The sequence below is a fragment of the Caldococcus noboribetus genome (genome assembly GCF_055389385.1).
In genome coordinates this window covers 1452127-1470522 of sequence record NZ_AP042475.1, presented here as the reverse complement: position 1 = coordinate 1470522, position 18396 = coordinate 1452127, and the positions used below count along the sequence as shown (strand labels likewise).

Below are 18396 nucleotides of genomic sequence, written 5' to 3'. Positions count from 1 at the left end.
CCCCTCACCCCTCGCCCACCATCTCGTCCCACGCCTTGTTGAGGAAGGAGATTATGGCGTCGCCGGTGGCCTGCCCGTGGCCGCAGAGGCTGGCAGACCTCATAACTGACGCTATGGACCTCAGCTCCTCCGCCTCGGCCCTCGTGAGCCTCCCCCTCCTGATCGCCGCAGAGAGGAGCTGGGCGGCCCTTGAGCTCCCCAGCCTGCACGGGAAGCACTTGCCGCAGGACTCGTAGGCTGAGAAGTCAACTATCTCGTACAGTGCCTCGAGGAACGTCGTGTCGTCGCTGAAGGCTATCACGTTGCCGTGCCCCAGGCTGGCGCCTATGGCCCTGAGCTCCTCAACTCCCAGGGGCGTGTCCAGCTCGCCTGGCAGCACTGGGCCTGCCAGGGGGCCGCCCACTATGAGGAACTTGAGCCTCCTGCCGCCCCTCAGGCCCCCTCCCATGTCATAGACCACGTCCCTGAGCTTGACGCCGAACTCGACCTCGTAGAGGCCCGGCCTGTTGAAGAGGCTGTTGAGGCTCAGCACCTTTGTGCCCCTGCTCCTGTTGAACCCAAGGGAGGCGTACTCCTCGCCCCCGTTCTCAACTATCCAGGGGACGCTTGCAAGGGTCTCGACGTTGTTAACCACCGTGGGCCTGCCGAAGAGGCCCCTCTCTGTTGGGTAAGGGGGCCTCGGCGTGGGCTCGGGCCTCCTGCCCATTATCGCGTTTATCATGGCAGTCTCCTCGCCGACAACGTATGAGCCCTTGCCCACCTCGACGATGACATCAAGGCCCCTCCCCTTGAGCGCGCTGGGGCCTATGTGCCCTGCGCCCTCAGCTCCTCCACGGCCCTCCTCACTGACCTGACGGCCCCGGGGTACTCCCTCCTTATGTAGAAGTATATCGTCCTGGCCCCTATCGCGTACGCGGCTATCATTGCCCCCTCGAGCACTAGGTATGGGTCCCACTCCATGAGGAACCTGTCCACGTACGCCCCCGCGTCCCCCTCGTCGCCGTTAACTATGACGTACTTCTCGTCCGAGGGCTGGGAGGCGGCGGACTCCCACTTCAGGCCTGTGGGGAAGTACGCCCCTCCCCTGCCCCTCAGCTGGGAGGCCTTGACCTCATCTATGACCTTCCTGGGGCCAAGCTCGAGGGCCCTCCTGAGGCCCTCCATGCCTCCCATGGCAACGTAGTCGTCAAGGCTGTTCACGGGCCCCCTGACTATGTGCCTGAGGACGACGCTGACCCTCGACCTGACCTCGACTACGGGCTTGCCAGTCATGTCAGCGTTTGAGGGCCCCTCGTAGCAGTGCCCAAGGCAGTACACCCTGGGCTCCTGCCTTAACGCGGCGTTCCAGGCGGCCGGGTTAAGGGACCTGGCGGCGAAGCACGCGAGGCCCCTGCACGCGGCGTGGGGCACGTCAAGGGTGGCCATGGTGTAGAAGGAGTCGACCTCGGGCCTCTTTAAAAGGACGCCTGGCACCCTGCAGCCTCCTCTTTTACCTCTGTTAGACCACCTATATTAGCCCTTGCCACGGCCGCGCCCTATTAGCCCTTAAGGCTTGCAGCCCCCAGGGCCCCTGGGACCCAGCAGGGTCACAGCAGTAGTGCTCGCGGGCGGCGCCTCGAGCAGGTTCGGCTCGGACAAGGCCCTCTTCCAGGTCGAGGGCAAGCCCATGATCATCAGGGCCGTTGAGCTAGCCTCCAGCGTCGCGGACAGAGTGCTAGTAGTGGGCAGGGAGCCCCCCGCGGCCCTGCCCCCCGGCGTCAGGCACCTGAGGGACGACCAGTCGCTGCCGTGCGGGGGGCCCGTCAGGGGCCTTGTGACCGCGAGCGGGGAGATCGAGGACGAGGAGGTCATAGTGGTCCCTGTCGACATGCCGTTCCTGAGGCCCGCCGCCGTCCACGCGCTTCTTGAGGCCCTTGGCTCCTCCGGGCTGGCCTCTGTCCTGCTGAGCAGGGGGTCCGTTGCCGCTAACTTGCTCTCAGCAAGGGCCGACGCCCTTAGGCGGTCCGTAGAGCTGACCTGCCTTAAGGCCTCCCTCGGACTTAAGGTTAGGATGACTGACATCATAAGGGGCAGCGAGGGGGCCCTGCTGCTGGGCTCGGGCCTGCTGGGAGGTGGGAGGCAGTTCGTCGACGTCGACTTCCCCAGCGACCTCAGTTTAAGGCCCCCTCGCGGGCCCAGGAGGGCGCTTAGGCTTGAGGGCACAGGGGAGCGGTACCGCAGGTTCATAGAGCTGCTCAGGGAGGGCTTGAAGGGCAAGGCAGTCAGGGAGCTCATGGACGAGGCCAGGGCCTACAGGGCGCTCAGGGTCAGGCTGCTTGAGCTCCACGCCCTCCTCGACGCCCAGTCCCTGGGGGCAGCGCAGGGCCCCAGGGCGAGTCGCCTGAGGGAGCTGCTTGGAAAGTAGGGGCGCGTGAAACAGACTTAAGCCATGACAGCTCATCATGTCAGCCTGAGGCGCCTTTTCATAAGCTTATGGCCTCCGTTTGCCGCGGGCCCCTGTTAAGGCGGCTAATCACAGGGCCGCAGTGGAAGGGGGATCTAACTTACCATAGGACCCCTTAAGCTGCCATGGGGGCGCTGGCCCTCACCGAGGGCGAAGCCTGTTCAGGGCCCTGAGCCACCTTACAAGCGCCCTGTAGAGGAGGAGCACCGCCGTGAGCGCAAAGAACAGGTGCCCAAGGTACACGTTTATGAAGTAAGCTATGAGGCTCATGAGGAAGAGTAAGCCCACCCTCATCCTCACACTCGCCTCCCTCCTCAGGTCTGATGAGGCCTGAGGGCGAAGGCCCTCCCTCTTAGCCAGGTCGTTAATCATGTACGCCCACGCGAAGGCCATGGAGACCATGAGCCCGCTTAGGTAATCTATGTCCCTTGACCTCAGCGCGGCGGGAAGCATGGACATCAGTATGAGCATCATGACGTCAATAAGCGGGAACCTGCTCTGAGAACCCTCGCCCTTTAGGGCGGGGAGGAGGTCAGAAAGGTGGTAATACTGATAGCCCTCCGGCCGCCTTGCAAAACGGCCTGGCGCGCCTCGGGCGGTGCCAAAAGTTACTCTCGGCCTTAGTCCTTTAAAAGCCTTAGTCAGCTTAACCCTTTAACTAACTACTTAATACTTCTGGGCCTCACAGGCTGTAACAAACAAAGAGTAGGTGCTAATCTTGACCGTGGTTAAGGACCCGCGCCCCTCGCCCCAGGAGCTGGTCCAGGCCTCAAGGGCAGCGCTGGGCCTTGAGCCCCTGGACCTGGTGATAGCCGGCGGCTACGTAGTCAACGTCTGGACTAAGTCAGTATCGAGGGCCGACGTGGGAATTAAGGGTCGCATAGTGGCCTGCGTCGGTGACTGCAGGGCGAGGGCGAGGAGGGTAGTCCCTGCAGAGGGCAAGTACGTGCTGCCTGGCTTCATAGACGCCCACATGCACCTCGAGAGCACCCTCCTCAGCCCGCCCGAGTTCTCAAAGGAGCTCCTGAGGCACGGCACCACCGCCGCCTTCGTTGACGTCCACGAGGTCGGTAATGTACTTGGCCTCAGCGGCGTCAGGGCGGTGGCAGAGATGTTCAAGGGCGTCAAGCTTAAGGTGTTTTTACTTGAGCCTGCCAACGTGCCCCCGTCCAGGGTCGTTGACGACGTCGGGGGAGCCGCGATAGGCTACGAGGACTCCCTCAGGGAAGCCAGGGAGCTCTCAGGCATGGGGGAGGTCATGGACCTCCACTCCCTGCTTGAGGCTGACGAGGAGTTCATGGAGTATGCTGCCTCCGCCTCGACCTCGGTCTTCACCCAGGGCCACATGGCCGGGCTCAGGGGCAGCGGGCTTGACGCCTACGTTAGCCTGGGCATAAGGAACGACCACGAGGTTGTAAGCGAGGAGGAGCTCATGGACAGGCTCTCGAGGGGCGTCTACCCCTACGTGAGGTATGGCTCCAGCTGGAGGGACCTGGACAGGCTCTACAGGCTCGTGCAGGCCTACTCGCCCCTCGTGCCCATAGTAGCGGATGACATACACGCCCTGCACCTGGTCAGGGAGGGCCACCTGGACAGGGCCCTCAGGAGGGCCGTGGAGCTCGGCCTTGACCCTGTGGACGCTGTGAGGGCAGTAACCCTGTCGCCTGCCATAGCCAGCGGCATAGAGGCCTGGTACGGTTCCGTGGCTCCCGGCAGGTTCGCAGACATAAACGTGGTCAAGGACCTCAGGGAGTTCAGGGTGGAGCAGACCTTCCTGGACGGCAGGGAGGCCTCGTGCTCCCCGACATTCGAGGCGCCTGACTTCATGAGGAACACCGTCAGGGTCTCCTTCAGGCCCTCACTTGAGCTCAGGGCCCCCGTGGAGACAGGGCAGGTGGTTGCAAGGGTCATAGAGGTCCCCTGGGGCTCCACGCTCACGGCAGAGTCCAGGGAGTTGCTGAGCGTCTCGGACTGGAGGCCCAGGGTAAAGGGCGACCTGACTGAGGTGCATGTGATAAACAGGTATGGCAGGGCCCTGGAGGGCAGCGGCATCCTGGGTCTCAGGGTTGAGGGTGCCGTGGCCTCATCAGTGGCCCATGACACGCACAACATAGTCGTGGTGGGCTCCGACAGGGCCTCCATGGAGAGGGCCCTTGACTACGTCGTCTCCCACGGGGGCGGCATAGCAGTGGCCAGGGGAGGCGACGTGGAGGCTGGCCTTCCCCTGCCCTTAGCTGGACTCATGTCAGACATGAGCTCCGAGCAGGTGGCCTCGTCACTTGAGAAGGTCACTTCGAGGCTCAGCTCCATCTGCAGCTGCGACGGCGAGGTGCTGCTTAACCAGGTGCAGCTGCTTACGCTCACAGTTATACCTGAGCTCAGGGTCACCGACAGGGGGCTTTACAGCGTGAGCAGGAGGTCTCACGTGCCGCTCTTCGAGGTGTCCTGAGTTGTCGTGGAGCCCCAGCGAGGAGCACGACACTGTACTAATTATTAGCTTTGGGGGCCAGTACGCCCACATGATATCAAGGAGGGTCAGGGATCTCGGCGTCTACAGCGAGGTCGTGCCCTATAACTCAGTAAGCCAGGACGCTGTTAAGGGCCTGAGGCCCAAGGCGATAATACTCTCAGGGGGCCCGAGCAGCGTCTACGAGCCCGGAGCCCCAACAATAGGAGACTGGGTCCTGAGGCTCGGCCTGCCGGTGCTTGGCATATGCTACGGCCACCAGCTGCTGGCCAAGATGACTGGGGGAAGGGTTGAGAGGGGCCAGGGGGAGTACGGGAGGACCAGGGTCACGGTGAGCGGCCCCGACCCACTCCTAGACGGCTGGGGGCCAGAGGAGGACGTCTGGATGAGCCACTCTGACTACGTGGCCTCGGTGGGCCCAGGCGTCAGGGTCCTGGCGACCTCAAAGGACACCGGCTACATAGCTGCCATGAAGGTCAATGAAAGGGTCTACGGCGTCCAGTTCCACCCCGAGGTGAGGCACACCGAGAAGGGGGCTAAGCTGATAGCTAACTTCCTCTTCAAGGTGGCCGGCGTCAGGCCAACCTGGAGGGTCGAGGACCTGGCGGGGAGGCTCGTTGAGCAGGTCAGGTCACAGGTGCCCCCTGGGGACAAGGCCATAGTTGCTGTCAGCGGAGGCGTCGACTCAACCACCGCGGCTGTCATAGCTAAGAGGGCCCTGGGCGACAGGGCGGTGGTATTATTCATAAACCATGGCCTTCTGAGGGAGGGCGAGGCCGATGAGGTGCTGAGGGCCCTCAGGTCGCTGGGCCTGAACCCAATATACGTTGACGCCTCCTCCAGGTTCCTGCAGGCCCTGAGAGGCGTGACGGACCCGGAGCAGAAGAGGCTAACAGTGGGGAGGGTGTTCGCCGAGGTCTTCAGGGAGGTGGCGGCCTCGGACCCCTCGATAAGGTGGCTCGTCCAGGGGACCACGTACCCTGACGTGGTTGAGAGCGGCGCGGAGGCAGGAGCTGACAGGATCAAGAGCCACCACAACGTCGGGGGCCTCCCGAGGGACATGGGCCTCAGGGTGATAGAGCCCCTGAGGTACCTCTACAAGGACGAGGTCAGGAGGCTCGCCCTCTCGCTCGGCGTCCCGGAGAGCATAGCCATGAGGCACCCGTTCCCGGGGCCAGGCCTTGCGGTCAGGATAATAGGAGAGGTCACTGAGGAGAAGCTGAGGATAGCCAGGAAGGCCTCCATGATAGTTGAGGAGGAGCTGAGGAGGGCTGGACTTTATAACTCAGTGTGGCAGGCCTTCGCCGTGGTCGGAGACGACAAGTGGGTCGGGGTCAAGGGAGATAGGAGGGCTTATGGCTACATAGTTACCATTAGGGTGGTGGAGAGCGAGGACGGCATGACCGCCGACTGGGCTAGGCTCCCCTATGACCTGCTGCAGCGCATGGCCTCCAGGATAACCTCTGAGGTGCCCGAGGTGGTCATGGTCACCTACGCCGTTACCACGAAGCCCCCGTCAACCATAGAGCCCGTTTAAAGTTAAAAGCGGCCAGCCCAAGGTCCCACGCGGTGGAGTGCATGGGGTTCCTCGAGAAGCTGGGCAGCGCAGAGAAGCTGTACACCTTTGACGACGTCTACATAGTGCCCGGCAGGGCGCCTACTGACCCCAGCAGGGTAGACATAAGCACTAGGTTCAGCAGGCACGTGAGGCTCCTCATACCCATATCATCGTCCCCCATGGACACCGTCACGGAGTACGATATGGCAGTGGCCATGTCACTCATGGGGGGCATAGGGGTTATCCACAGGAACATGCCGAGGGAGCAGCAGGCTGAGATAGCCAGCAGAGTCAAGAGCGCTCCCCCTGTTCCAACCTCCAGGATATACGTGACGCCTGACGAGGACTGCAGCAGGGTCTACGACGACCTCAGGTCCCTGGGCCTCAGGGACGCGCCGCTGGTCTCGGCTGACGGCAGGGTGATAGGCCACGTCAGGGCCAGCTCGCTCAGGGGCTGCAGTGGCAGGCCGGTGGCTGAGCTCGCGGAGCCCCCTAAGGCCTTTGACGTCAGACACGCGGAGGACGCGCTGAACTTCCTTGAGTCTGGCGGCTCCGACACGGTGGCCATCGTGGCCCCCGGGAACGCCTACGTCGGCACTGTGACCTTCGACTCCTCGCTCAACAGGGTCAGGCCGTCGCTTGACCCTGAGGGAAGGCTGCTCGTGGCTGCTGCCGTCTCGCCCTTTGACCTGGACAGGGCGAGGCTGCTCGACAGGTACGCGGACGCCCTGGTCACTGACGTGGCCCACTTCCACAACTCCGAGGCCATGGCTGCAGCCAAGGTCATGGCGAAGGAGGTCTCAGCGGACTTTGTCGTAGGCAACATAGGCACCTACGAGGCGGCGGTGGACGCCCTCACTGTGGTCGAGAGGGTCGACGGCTTCAGGGTCGGCATAGCAGGGGGCTCGATATGCACTACCTCCAGCGTGGGCGGTGCGTATGCGCCTGCCCTCTGGGCAGTGGCTGCGGTGAGGGACGCAGTTGACCAGCACGGGGCGGGCGACGTGCCCATAATAGCAGATGGGGGCATAAGGTCCTCGGGCGACGCCGTCAAGGCCCTGGCCGCGGGGGCCTCGAGCGTGATGCTGGGCTACCTGCTGGCTGGCACTGACGAGGCCTCAGCGCCCCTGATAAGGATAGGGGACTCGGCCTACAAGCCGTACAGGGGCATGGCGAGCAGGGGCGCCATGGAGAGAAGGTTTGCAGTTGACAGGTACACCAGGGCCTCCAAGAGGGTTGCCGAGGGCGTCGAGGGAGTCGTGCCCTACAGGGGCTCAGTGATGTCTGTGCTGGCTGACCTGGCTGAGGGCATAAGGGCTGGGCTCGGCTACGCTGGGGCCTCAAACATAAGGGAGCTGTGGGAGAGGGCTAAGTTTGGGGTGGCCGTGCCAAAGCAGGTGCCGGGCGAGCTCTTTAAGACGGGTCAGTGAACGTCCGCCTTAAGTAGCCTCCCATCCTTGTAGACGTTGTACCTAGTTACCTCAAACTTAACGCTGTCGCCTATGTTATAGGGATCATGGCTCAGGAGCGTGATGGAGTACTGCCCGTGGCTGCAGAAGAGGTACCTGAGCTCCCCAACTACCTCCAGCGAGTCCACGCGGCACTCTAAGCTTCCTCTGCCGACCTCCACCCACTCGGGCCTGAAGCCCACTTCTACGTCACTGCTCTCGCCCACTGTGCTCCCTGGCAGGAAGTTCATGGGGTAGTCCCCTATGAATTGGGCTACCCACTTCGTCAGGGGCCTCTCATAGAGCTCCTGGGGGGACCCCACCTGCTCGAAGACGCCGTTGTGAAGCACTGCGATCCTGGTGGCCATGCTCATTGCCTCCTTCTGATCATGCGTCACGTAGATGAACGTCTTCCTGAGCTCCATGTGAATCCTCTTCAGCTCGCCCCGAGCTATGGCCCTCATCCTGGCGTCCAGGTTGCTCAGGGGCTCGTCGAGGAGGAAGAACGAGGGGTCCCTCACTATGGCCCTGGCCAGGGCGACCCTCTGCTGCTGCCCTCCGCTTATCTGGGTCACCTTCTTGTACAATATGTCGCTTATGTTGAGCAGCTTGGCCACCTCTTGCACCTTCTTCTCTATCTCTTCCTTGGGGTAGTGCCTCATCTTCAGAGGAAATGCTATGTTATCGTGTACGTTCATGTTGGGGTACAGGGCATAGCTCTGGAAGACCATGGCTATGTTCCTCTTCTCCGTGGGGGTATCAGTGATGTCTTTTCCGTCCACTATTATCCTGCCGCTGTCCGGCCTCTCAATACCAGCTATCACCTTTAGGAGCGTAGACTTGCCAGCTCCGCTCGGGCCTAATATAACGAAGAACTCGCCGTCCTCTATCTTCTCAGAGATGCCGTTAAGGACCACAGTGTTGCCGTACCTCTTAGTTATCTTGACGAGCTCTATAGTCATCAGGCTGTCGCCCCCTTGAGCCCTCCTGCTATGTACTCCCCCTTAAGGTACTTCTGAAGTCCATAGGTTAATATTATTACTGGAATCGTGAACACTACGGAGAAGGCAGCTCCAGCAAGGAGGTTTCCTCTGGTCACGTCAATGTATATGGTCACTGGCAGCGTCGAGTGATACGGCATTAACAGTATTGCGTAGGTGAACTCGTCCCATGAGAACATCCAGGATATCAGGTAAGCTGCCGCTATGCCGGGGGCCGAGTTGGGCAGGAGCACATAACGAAGCCTGTCAATCAGGCCAGCGCCGTCAATCATGGCCTGGTACTCCAGGTCCCTGGGTATTGACGAGAAAGTGCCCTGAAGTATAAGCGTCGCCAGGGGCAGGGTAACGAGGGTCTGGGCCAGGGCAAGCCCCACTACAGTCTCATAAAGGCCTATCCTTATGAACTGAACAGCTATAGGTATCCCTATCACGACCCCAGGCATTATGTTCGTGAGCAGTATGAGCACCAGCACCGGGTACGAGATCTTAGGGGGCAGCCTGCTGAGGCCGTACCCTGCAGGTATGGCTAAAGCCAGGGTTATGATGCCCACCAGCGTGGCCGTTTCAACGCTCTTCAGGAAGGGGTCTATGAAGGCGGTGCCGCTCAGGGCCGCCATCAGGTTGGCCAGGGTCAGCTTCCTGGGCACAAGGGATGGGTAGAGGGCTGTTATTGTGTACTTAGGCGGCTGGAAGGCTATGAGGATTAAGATGTAGAGCGGGAAGAGGAAGAGCACTGATAGAATCCCAGCCGCTATATAAATGAGGGCTCTGCTAACCCTCACCTTCCCCTCACCCTAAGTATGATAACCAGGAATGCCAGTATGAACAGGAGGAGCACGGTGGCCGCTGCCAGCGATGGTCCCACTGCTGGGAAGCTGGTAGTATAAAGCTCATACACTAGCGTCGTCAGCAGCGGCGGGTGATAGCCTATCAATATAAGGGGCAAGGCGAATATGTTGAACTCCTGAACGCCCCTAATTATAAGCGCGATGGCTATGAACTCCCTGAGGTTAGGAAGGGTTATGTAGAAGAACCTCCTCAGGGGACCGGCGCCGTCCACAGAGGCAGCGTAGTAGAGGTCCTGCGGTATTGAGCTCATGCCGGCCGTGAGTATAAGAGCGACTATTGGCGTGTTCTTCCAGGCATCAGAAAGTATGACGACAAGCAGCGACATGGCGTCGTTGGCGTACCAGTCTATGCCCCTGAGGCCGAACAGGTGTAGCAGGGAGTTGGCGTAGCCTCCGCTCACCTCAAATATGAAGCTAAAGGTTACGGCAGCTACCACGGTTGCTATGCCCATGGGCGTTATCATGATGGTCGAGAAGGCCCCCTTACCCCTGAACTCCCTGGTGAGTAGGCTAGCTATTGCCAGGGCTAGGGCTAGCTGAACAGCCAGGGCGCCCACAGTAACTATGACTGTGTCTATTATGGCCCTCCCAAGCCCCACGGACTCCAGGAACCTGTAGTAGTATGTGGAGAACTTCCCGTCGGGCAGCACGAAGCTGAAGTAAACAGCCCTGGCTGCCGGGTAAACTACGAACAGGGCTATATAGAGGACCGCGGGGACCACGAGAAGAAAAGGCTTAACGTAGTCCTTTCTCATACAAACCCCCAACGCTTATGGGACGTAGAGCGGGGCGAACTTGCCCTCCTCGTACTCCTGCGCCACTGTGGCATTGTAGGTGCTCTTGAGGTACTCGTACATCTGCTGGTTGTAGTAGCTCAGTATGCTGGGTATCTGGCTGTAGGGGGCGTGGTCAACTATTATTTTGACGAACGCCTCGTCAGCTAAGGTGTTCCACTCGCTCTGCCACGGCACGGGCAGCCTGAAGAAAGGCTTACTAAGCGCCTGCTCCAGGGCCTGGTAGATGCCGCTTATGTTGGACGGCAGGTTCTGGTAGGCCAGCTGGTTCACGGCTGGCCAGCTGAGCAGCTCTATGAACTGCCTCTGGACCTGGGGTGACAGGAGGAACTCAGCGAACTCCAGGAGGGTGTGTATGTGCGTCGCAGTCTTAGGTATTGCAAGCACGTCGCCGCCAACAAGGTGATCCCCGTTGGCCGGTCCCACAGGGCCTGGGTAGAAGCTTATGTTGTCCTGGGCGCCTGCGGGCACTATGTAGGTTGACCAGATGTAAGGCCACTGGTAGTCAAGTATGAAGTAAGTTCCGTCGAGAAGGCCCTTGTAGCTCCCCCAGTAGCCGTGAACGTAGTTAGGCGCAAAGTACTGGGAGAGGTTGTAGAGGAACTCAAAGGCGTAGACGTCGCCGCTGTCGTTAAAGAGCAGCGGGTTGCCGCCGGCCTGAACCATCCACTGGTAGAGCTCCGTGGCCGTGCTGGCGCCACCGTGCCCCTGGAACATGACCGGCTTTACGCCGGTCTTGTTGTAGATGATCTGGGCATCATAGAGGAGCTCACTCCAGTTGGCAGGAGGAGTTATGCCTAGCCTCTTGAAGAGGGAGGCGTTGTAGAACACGAGAGGCACGTTGGCCCTGAGGGGCACGAAGTAAATGGCATGGAAGACGCTGTTCTCATAGTCAACTATGGCCTTCATAGAGGGTATGAGGCTGACGTTGGCGAGCAGCTGGTTTATGTAGGGCGTGAGGTTCATGAGGTCCCCTCCGTAGATCAGCTCGCCTATGACCATGTTGTCCTCCCCTATTATCACCGGCTCCTTTTTGTCAGCCTGGACTAATGCTTCTATGTCACTAGCTATGTCGTTCGCGGGCGCATCTATGTAATCTATGCGAATGTTAGGGTGAGTCTTCTCGAACTCGGGCAGTATGTCGTGCTGGAACACGCTGGCCTCCGTTGGCGCCAGGTCATCATAGTACGTGATAGTTATAACCTTGCTTGGGTGGTACGTCGCTAAAAAGACGCCTGCCACTACTGCTACTATTACAACTATTATTATGATTGCCATGACTGCAGTTGAGAGAGACCTCCGCCTACTTCCCCTGCTTTTGTGCAAGAAAGGCGCACCTCCCTGAGTACATGTTTTAAGGGGTCACTGCTTAAATTCGCATGTGTCCCACTACTTTTAAAGAAACTAAACTATTACAGAACTCATTTTATTGACTTACGCCCTTACTAGGCCCAGCCGCGTCAGAGTAGTAAGCTGAACGGCTGAAAGGTGTCAGCGGTGCCCTGGCAACTCGACGTCATAGCTGGCCTCGCCCTGACCCTGGCCTCCTCGGTGGCGTTTGGGGGCTCCATGGAGTTCCTGGGCTCCAGGCTCGGCCTCAGGTCAGGTCTGCTGGGATCTGTCGTGACCCCTCTCCTGACGTCAGTCCCAGAGCTTGTCGTGTTCCTTTACGCCCTGCTCGCCTACCGCGGGGGCATCGGGGTGGCTGAGGGCACTGTTATTGGGGAACCCTTTCTCGTGTCAACACTGATGTTGCCTCTTCTGGTGGCCCTCTCACTTGTAAGGGGCCGCGGGGGGCTGAGGGCCGGGAAAGAGCTCCTGGCCCCCATGGCGGTCTTCGCCGTATTCTTCCCCTCGGTGGTGACTCCTGAGCTGCTGGCCGACAGCAGGGCCAAATACCTGGCTGCGGCCATGCTGCTGGCCGCGTACCTGGCCTTCACGGCAAGGCAGGGTAGGGCAGGCGAACCGTTGGCGGAGCCAGTTAAGCCGCTGCTCCTGGGCAAGTCCAGGCTTACAGGGGGCGCCCTGCAACTCTTGCTCTCGCTGGCGGGCCTCTACGTCGGGGCAGAGGTCCTGGTTAGGGGGGTGGTAGCCGCGTCACGTAGCTTAGGCCTCTCGCCCTTCGAGGTCTCCGTGCTCCTGGTGCCGCTGGCCACCGCCGTCCCTGAGTCAAGCGTCGCCTTCCTCTGGGAGCTTAGAGGCCACGACAGCCTCGCGATAGGCGCCCTCATAGGGGAGACGGTGCTTTACGCCACTGTCTACCCCGCTCTGGGGCTGCTGATAACCCCCTGGCGGCTGGGACTCCATGGGATGGCTGCCGTGGCCGTCGTAGAGGTCGTGTGCGCGGCAGCCACGTATGAAGTGTGGAAAGGAAGGGTATCTAAGATCACTATGTTGCTGGGGCTAGGAGGGCTGGCAGCTTACCTGGCTATGCTGTGGGCCTGAGCCCGTTTGACCTTACGAAGTCGCAGGAGGCGAGGTCGGAGGCCTTAAAGTAAACCGCGCTGCCCGGCACCACCTCGCCCCACGTCTTGATGGGCCTAACCTCCAGCTGCTCCCCGACGGGCCTTACGGTAATTACGAAGTCGTAGAACTTGGCCAGCGGTATCTCAAACACCCTCTCAAGCGGCCACAGGTATATGTGGAATGTAACAATGTTGTTTGTAGCTAGGTAGGGCAGGCAGCTGTAGATGAGGTTAGCGTAGTCCTCCCTGTCCAGCAGCTCTAGGAGTACGTTATTACCTTCATCTATGACGACGTCTGGCTTAAATTCCTCGACAAGTCTGAAGAGGTTGGCCAGCAGCTCGCCGACGCTTATGGACGACGGCTCATAGGCCGGCACCATCAGCTTTCCCTGAAGGCCCTCCCCGATGCACTCGCTAACCTGATCCCTTATGGTAGAGGGCCCATGTATGAACGACTTGACAACAACCTTGAGCCCGGCCGAGATAGCAGATGAGGCCAGAAGCAGTGAAGTTATCTTAAGCGGATCCACCGAGGGGTCAACGGCAATTAACACGTTGGCACCCTCTGGTATCCTTAGCCCTAGAAGCGAGAAGCTCCTGCGGGGCTTCACGCCGCTAGGCATGGATGATATGTCAGGCGGCACAACTACTTCGACCCCTCTGGAGGTTATCGCTATGGGGAACTCGCTCCTCTTTATGTTGGTCCCCCTCATCTTCCTTATCTCGGCGTACCTCTCCAGCTTCCCCTTGACGACCCTGTACCTCAGGACTATTATGCCGTCAACTATGAACTCCTCCGGCCCCAGGCCCGAGGACTCCTGGCCGACCGGGAGCTCAGCTATGAGCAGGGCCGTGGCCCCCCTCCTCTTGAGCCCAAGGTATAGGGCTGAGTGCATTATCTCCCTGGCCCTCGGGGGGTCCCTGGCCAGCTGCTCAACCGCCGTCACGCTGTCAACCACCACGCGCCTGGCCCCCATGCTGTCGGCCTGCGAGAGCACGTCCTCGACGACGTCACCGAGGGCGTCGGGGTCGCTGACGCTGAGGGCCTCGTAGTACCTGAAGAGGCCCCTGGACTCCAGGGGCCTGAAGTCCATGCCGAACTGGGAGGCGTTCGCCATGAAGTCCTCCCTGGGCTCCACGAAGCTGACGTAGAGCGAGGGCTCCCCGGCCGCCGCCCCGGCGTAGGCGAACTGGCTGGCCAGCGTGGTCTTCCCGGCGCCGGGGTAGCCCGCAACGAGTATTATGGAGCCCCTCCTTATGCTGCCTGCAACCCTGTACCATGCGTTTAGAGGCATAACTATATTATTGTCGCTAGAAGTTAGCTCGGCCAAGTGAAACACCTCAAAGGTAGCGCCTCCCTTATATCCTTGAGCATCTCTCCGTAGCGGAGAGTTTTAAAATAATTTTTATTAATGCTGGCGGCGAACTGCTTATATACAGTCAGCAGGAGTCATTATATTGTGATGATGCAGTTTTACATCATGGGCACGGCTCAGGTACTACTGGAGTACTATTTGCAAACTCAGGCGGGTAAACTATGTTAACAGTTGTCGTCCCGTTGGGCCACACGAAGACCTGCCCTATGGGCGGCGCCTCGCCCACCTGCATCCCGTTTGAGGTCACGTTGAATACTCCTGCCAGAGTCATCACCTTGCCGCTTATGTCGTTAAGCACCGCCTGCTTGAGCGCCGCCTGGCTAAGGGTCCCAGCGTCCTGTATGGCCAGCTGGATTATGAGGCCTGCGTTGAAGCCGGCTATATTATTATAGTTGACACTGCTCGTGTGGAACTCCTGCTCAAACATCTGCTCGAACTGCGGCAGCGTGGGCCCAAACCACTGGAGGCCCAGCTTCGACGCCATCTGCGGCGTGTAGCTAATTATTGGCGGGAAGACAGCAGTGAAGGTACCATTCATGTCGCTCCCTATGTCGCTGAGCAGCGTTGGAAGCATTATGCCTGGGTAGTTAGTGAAGACTAGCGGGAAGCACGCCTTAGAGGCCACGAGCTGGGGCAGGAAGGCCTCATCGTTAGTTGGGTAGCCAAGCTCAACAACAGCGAACGGGTGCTCAGACTCCATAGCGCTTATCAGCGAGAGGTACTGGGTGGTGTCGGTGGCCACGCTGGTGTTGTAGACAACAGGTATGCCGTACTGCTTAAGGAAATAGCCAAGGTAGTAGGACTGGAACGCGTTAAAGTCGTTGTCGTCCCAGATCACTGAGACGTTGTGGACGTCCTCGTACTTTAGGAAGTCGGCCACGCTCTTCATCCAGACCTCTGAGACGGGTATTGAGGTGTCTATTATGTAGTTGTTATTTGTGAAGAGCCCAACAGCGCTGGCAGTAACGTCCCAGAGAAGCACGTGGCTGGCGTTTGTGAAGCTCACGGCTGGGGCCGTCATCACTGAGCCGAAGTCTGCCACGAGTATGTCAACGTGGTAGGTGTTGACCAGGGTCTCGTAGTCGCTCTCAGCCGTCGAGGGGTTGCTGGCGGCGTTGAGGGCGATTACCTTGACCGTGAGGTTCCTGCCGTACTGCTTAACGTATATGCCCCCGTGGCTGTTGACCCAGTCCGCCCAGAGCTCAAGGCCCTCGTACTGCGCCAGGGAGTCCACTGCCTGGCTTCCGCTGTTATCATAGACTGTGCCAACTAGTATGTACTTAGGGGCGGCCGAGACCCTATGAGAGTAGGCGCTATACGCCATGTAGCCTCCCACTGCGGCCACTACTATGATCACTACTATTACAGCAAGCGCAACGGAGGAGAGACTAGCCCTCATTACATTCCCACCAGCTGGCAGTATTAAAAGAAGGAGGTTTTATACAAATTTGTACGTACTTGTCAGTAAGGGCGTCGCTAATACTTTATGACTTATCTGCGCCTGCGATCTCAGGGCTAAGCCTTGACCTGAGCTCACTTATAATTTTAGATGCGCGCTCCCGGTCTTGCTCCTCCTGCAGGAGGTCCGGCAGCGAGTCCATTATGACGTCCTCTGGGGAGCGGCCCCTCAGCTTGAGCTGAGACCTCCTTATTGTAGCCGGCGTCGGCAGGAGCACCGCGCCTCCCTTCACTAACAGCCCGCCCTCAAGGGGGGTCACTATGATGGCCCCCGCGTCCTCGCCGTTTAAGCTAAGCGAGTAAAGTACGTCACCATCTATTGTTGAGCCAAGCTTGACGAGCGAGTACCTTGGTATGGCCGCCAGCTGCTCGGCGGCGGAAATGGTTTCGCGCAGCGCCGCCGTCAGGTCCTCCTGGCTAACCCTCCTGAAGGCCTCAACCGTTAAGGTGTCCCACTTCCACTTAACCTCCTTGGAGCTCTCGTCAACGTCGAAGTCTATCCTGACCCTGACGACGTCACCCTTGTCAAGTTTAAGCCTCCTCACCAGGAGCTCGAAGAGCACCCTGTTGAGCTGAGCCGACGAGTAGGCTATCCTCCTGGACCACTCCCTGTCACCCTTAGCCTTGTCGCTGAGAAGCGCGAAGAGGGCCCTTCGAACCTTTGTGGCGTAAGCGCCCACTATTATAAGGCCTGTGCTTAGTCGGGGCAAGGCTGACGCCCACTAGTATAGCTAATAGTGGCTAACTATATATAAATGATCTGAAAGGACTAGATATATACCTGAAAAAGGACAGCTCTATGGGTATCTTAAGACAATGCAGCTCACAAAAGGAGTTTAGCGGAGTAACCCCGTATATAAAGTTACTTACTTAATTTACTTAATATTAATTTTTATAAATAGTCTCATCAGGACAGGAGCTGGAGCACCAGATCCTTGTCAGCCAGCACGCTGGCGAGGTCAGCCAGGAAGGATCCCGTGACATCTGGCCCCACAACCCTTGGGTCCACGGTGAGCGTTACCCATGCTATGTTTGCGGTTACCGTCCTGTCCTTTGCCTCGTCGTATATGGGCCCCTTCCTGATTCTGCCTACCGCTACTGACGAGGCTATGCCCGGCAGGCTGACGCCCGTTATGGCATCTATGCCCATCACGCCCAGGTTCACGAGGAGGAACGTGGCCTTTGAGTAGTCCGTGCCCTCCTTTGCCGACTTGATCTCCGAGGACAGCTCCTCGAGCGACTTCCTGCCTACGTCCTCGATAACTATGACCGTGGTCCTCCCCTTCTCCTTGTATATTGGAAGAGCGACGTTGATGTACTCGTAAGTTATAACAGTGTCCTGGTCCACCCTGGAGTTAAGCTCGATGTACTGGGGCCTCGAGAGTAAGGCGCCCAGGACCTTAAGCAGGATTACTGTGGGCGTCAGCCTCTGGAGGGGGGCCTTCCTGCCGAGCTCCTCCCTCGCCTTAATCATGCCGTCGAACGGCACAAGCCTCATGAGGCTGAGCCTGGGGCCTGCCTCATGCAGAGTCATGGACGCGGCGAAGAACTCCTCAGCGCCCACTAGCCGCCTCTGGGTAGGCATCCCGCTCTCCACTATCACTAGGGCCCTCAGGTAAATATTTGTTCAAAGGGCACCGCAGGGTCATAAGACCAGTTCTGAAGGGCAAGGGCATCAGCAACCCTTTTTAAAGCTCCCTCGCTGAAAAGGCTCGGTGCCCATGTTTGCAGCAGACAAAGCCTGACGTTAAGTTCTTTACGATAGGGCTCGTCCTGGCTGTCGTGGCAAGCCTCATAGGCTTCATAATGTCCTACGTCTTGATATTCTACATAAAGTCCCCCGCAGTAATGAGTTACCTCAAGAGCGTCCTAGTGGAGAGGGTGCCAAACGTGAGCCAGTCCCAGCTAAACGAGACCTTGACAGAGGTAGTCCAGATAGCGAGGGGCCTCGGCTACTACCTCCTAGGTCTAAGCATCCTGGGGCTGGTCCTGGGCCTCGCGCTGCTGGCTCCGAGGAGCATGGCCCTTAACATGAACTTCGGCGGCGCCTCCTCGGCGTCGTTAGCTATAGGGGTTGTGCTGATAATACTTGGAGTCTTATCCATAGTAGACATCTTTCAGTTGGCACTCTACGTGGCCGCGGGCGCCATGGTTTTGCATGAGCGCACCCTCATAAAGAGAGCCGAGGCCCTGGCGGCGGCCCAGCCGGCAGGCGGCGTAAACATGACAGCCTAAATTAACGTCAGGCTTAAGGCCATACCTGCGAGCGCGAGGGCGCCAAGTATGTAGGAGTAGACAGCAGTGTCAAAGTCCAGCTTCTCCAGCCTTCCCCCCTAGGGCCTCCCTGAGCAGCTTTGCAGCGTAGGCCGCTGAAGCCAAGGAGATAAGCGAAAGGGGAGGGTACAGCCCTGTGAATATCAGGGCCGCCACTACAGCCAGGGAGGCTAGGAGCACGGCCGTGTAATAGGCAGCTGAAAGCCTGGGACCCAGTATCTGTGCCAGGGTTCTTGCGCCGAGCGAGCGATCCTTGCCCATGTC

Annotated in this window: 18 protein-coding genes; 6 read left to right on the top strand and 12 right to left on the bottom strand. The window is 59.3% G+C overall.

Features of this window, described 5'->3' with window-relative positions:
• Positions 1-4 precede the first annotated feature (4 nt).
• Together ACZ5GQ_RS07825 and ACZ5GQ_RS07820 are read right to left on the bottom strand one after the other, a co-directional pair.
• Positions 5-760: an NADH-ubiquinone oxidoreductase-F iron-sulfur binding region domain-containing protein gene (locus ACZ5GQ_RS07825; protein WP_498856584.1), complete on the bottom strand. Its 756-nt coding sequence runs from the start codon at positions 758-760 to the stop codon at positions 5-7.
• A gap of 44 nt (positions 761-804) precedes the next feature.
• Positions 805-1473, bottom strand: a complete 669-nt coding sequence (locus ACZ5GQ_RS07820) for a hypothetical protein (RefSeq protein WP_498856583.1) — start codon at positions 1471-1473, stop codon at positions 805-807.
• A gap of 79 nt (positions 1474-1552) precedes the next feature.
• Here ACZ5GQ_RS07820 and mobA point away from each other — a divergent pair, with 79 nt between their 5' ends.
• Complete coding sequence (mobA, locus tag ACZ5GQ_RS07815; RefSeq protein ID WP_498856582.1) at positions 1553-2404, top strand: molybdenum cofactor guanylyltransferase; 852 nt, start codon at positions 1553-1555, stop codon at positions 2402-2404.
• Positions 2405-2584: 180 nt separating this feature from the next.
• Here the strand turns inward: mobA and ACZ5GQ_RS07810 are convergent, their stop codons facing one another.
• Complete coding sequence (locus tag ACZ5GQ_RS07810; protein ID WP_498856581.1) at positions 2585-2917, bottom strand: hypothetical protein; 333 nt, start codon at positions 2915-2917, stop codon at positions 2585-2587.
• A 250-nt stretch (positions 2918-3167) separates the two neighbouring features.
• On the opposite strand from ACZ5GQ_RS07810, the gene ACZ5GQ_RS07805 reads away from it, so the two are divergent.
• Genes ACZ5GQ_RS07805 through ACZ5GQ_RS07795 form a run of 3 tightly spaced genes read left to right on the top strand, consistent with a single transcriptional unit; the run spans position 3168 to position 7898 of the window.
• Positions 3168-4892 (top strand): adenine deaminase C-terminal domain-containing protein, encoded by a 1725-nt coding sequence (locus ACZ5GQ_RS07805; RefSeq protein ID WP_498857400.1) that lies wholly within the window; start codon positions 3168-3170, stop codon positions 4890-4892.
• 1 nt (position 4893) lies between these two features.
• Complete coding sequence (gene guaA / locus ACZ5GQ_RS07800; protein WP_498856580.1) at positions 4894-6447, top strand: glutamine-hydrolyzing GMP synthase; 1554 nt, start codon at positions 4894-4896, stop codon at positions 6445-6447.
• 41 nt (positions 6448-6488) lie between these two features.
• On the top strand, positions 6489-7898 hold the full coding sequence (locus ACZ5GQ_RS07795) for an IMP dehydrogenase (RefSeq protein WP_498856579.1): 1410 nt from the start codon (positions 6489-6491) through the stop codon (positions 7896-7898).
• Here the strand turns inward: ACZ5GQ_RS07795 and ACZ5GQ_RS07790 are convergent.
• From ACZ5GQ_RS07790 to ACZ5GQ_RS07775, 4 genes are read right to left on the bottom strand one after another with little or no spacing between them, the layout of a single operon-like run.
• The gene (locus tag ACZ5GQ_RS07790) at positions 7892-8878 is read right to left on the bottom strand and encodes an ABC transporter ATP-binding protein (protein ID WP_498856578.1); all 987 of its coding nucleotides are present in this window, start codon (positions 8876-8878) and stop codon (positions 7892-7894) included. The two genes, ACZ5GQ_RS07795 and ACZ5GQ_RS07790, sit on opposite strands and share 7 nt — an antisense overlap.
• Positions 8878-9699, bottom strand: a complete 822-nt coding sequence (locus tag ACZ5GQ_RS07785) for a carbohydrate ABC transporter permease (protein ID WP_498856577.1) — start codon at positions 9697-9699, stop codon at positions 8878-8880. Before ACZ5GQ_RS07785 ends, ACZ5GQ_RS07790 begins: the two co-directional genes overlap by 1 nt.
• Positions 9696-10520 (bottom strand): carbohydrate ABC transporter permease, encoded by an 825-nt coding sequence (locus tag ACZ5GQ_RS07780; RefSeq protein ID WP_498856576.1) that lies wholly within the window; start codon positions 10518-10520, stop codon positions 9696-9698. The genes ACZ5GQ_RS07785 and ACZ5GQ_RS07780 overlap by 4 nt, the downstream gene beginning before the upstream one ends.
• A 15-nt stretch (positions 10521-10535) precedes the next feature.
• A complete protein-coding gene (locus ACZ5GQ_RS07775; RefSeq protein ID WP_498856575.1) occupies positions 10536-11885 on the bottom strand; it encodes an ABC transporter substrate-binding protein in 1350 nt (449 codons plus the stop codon).
• Positions 11886-12056: 171 nt separating this feature from the next.
• On the opposite strand from ACZ5GQ_RS07775, the gene ACZ5GQ_RS07770 reads away from it, so the two are divergent.
• Positions 12057-13004, top strand: coding sequence for a sodium:calcium antiporter (locus tag ACZ5GQ_RS07770; protein ID WP_498856574.1), 948 nt, complete (start codon positions 12057-12059; stop codon positions 13002-13004).
• Here the strand turns inward: ACZ5GQ_RS07770 and ACZ5GQ_RS07765 are convergent.
• From ACZ5GQ_RS07765 to ACZ5GQ_RS07750, 4 genes are all read right to left on the bottom strand, one after another.
• Positions 12988-14364 carry an ATPase domain-containing protein gene (locus ACZ5GQ_RS07765; RefSeq protein ID WP_498856573.1) on the bottom strand — a complete coding sequence of 459 codons (1377 nt, stop codon included), beginning with the start codon at positions 14362-14364 and terminating at the stop codon, positions 12988-12990. The genes ACZ5GQ_RS07770 and ACZ5GQ_RS07765 overlap by 17 nt on opposite strands.
• A 139-nt stretch (positions 14365-14503) precedes the next feature.
• Complete coding sequence (locus ACZ5GQ_RS07760; RefSeq protein WP_498856572.1) at positions 14504-15799, bottom strand: type 1 periplasmic-binding domain-containing protein; 1296 nt, start codon at positions 15797-15799, stop codon at positions 14504-14506.
• An 85-nt stretch (positions 15800-15884) separates the two neighbouring features.
• Positions 15885-16568, bottom strand: a complete 684-nt coding sequence (locus tag ACZ5GQ_RS07755) for a DUF2258 domain-containing protein (protein ID WP_498856571.1) — start codon at positions 16566-16568, stop codon at positions 15885-15887.
• A 197-nt stretch (positions 16569-16765) separates the two neighbouring features.
• The gene (locus ACZ5GQ_RS07750) at positions 16766-17461 is read right to left on the bottom strand and encodes a 2-oxo acid dehydrogenase subunit E2 (RefSeq protein ID WP_498856570.1); all 696 of its coding nucleotides are present in this window, start codon (positions 17459-17461) and stop codon (positions 16766-16768) included.
• Between the two features lie 122 nt (positions 17462-17583).
• Between ACZ5GQ_RS07750 and ACZ5GQ_RS07745 the strand changes: the two genes are divergently transcribed.
• The gene (locus ACZ5GQ_RS07745) at positions 17584-18093 is read left to right on the top strand and encodes a hypothetical protein (RefSeq protein WP_498856569.1); all 510 of its coding nucleotides are present in this window, start codon (positions 17584-17586) and stop codon (positions 18091-18093) included.
• Positions 18094-18162: 69 nt separating this feature from the next.
• Here the strand turns inward: ACZ5GQ_RS07745 and ACZ5GQ_RS07740 are convergent, their stop codons facing one another.
• Positions 18163-18393, bottom strand: coding sequence for a hypothetical protein (locus tag ACZ5GQ_RS07740; protein ID WP_498856568.1), 231 nt, complete (start codon positions 18391-18393; stop codon positions 18163-18165).
• Between the last annotated feature and the right edge of the window lie 3 nt (positions 18394-18396).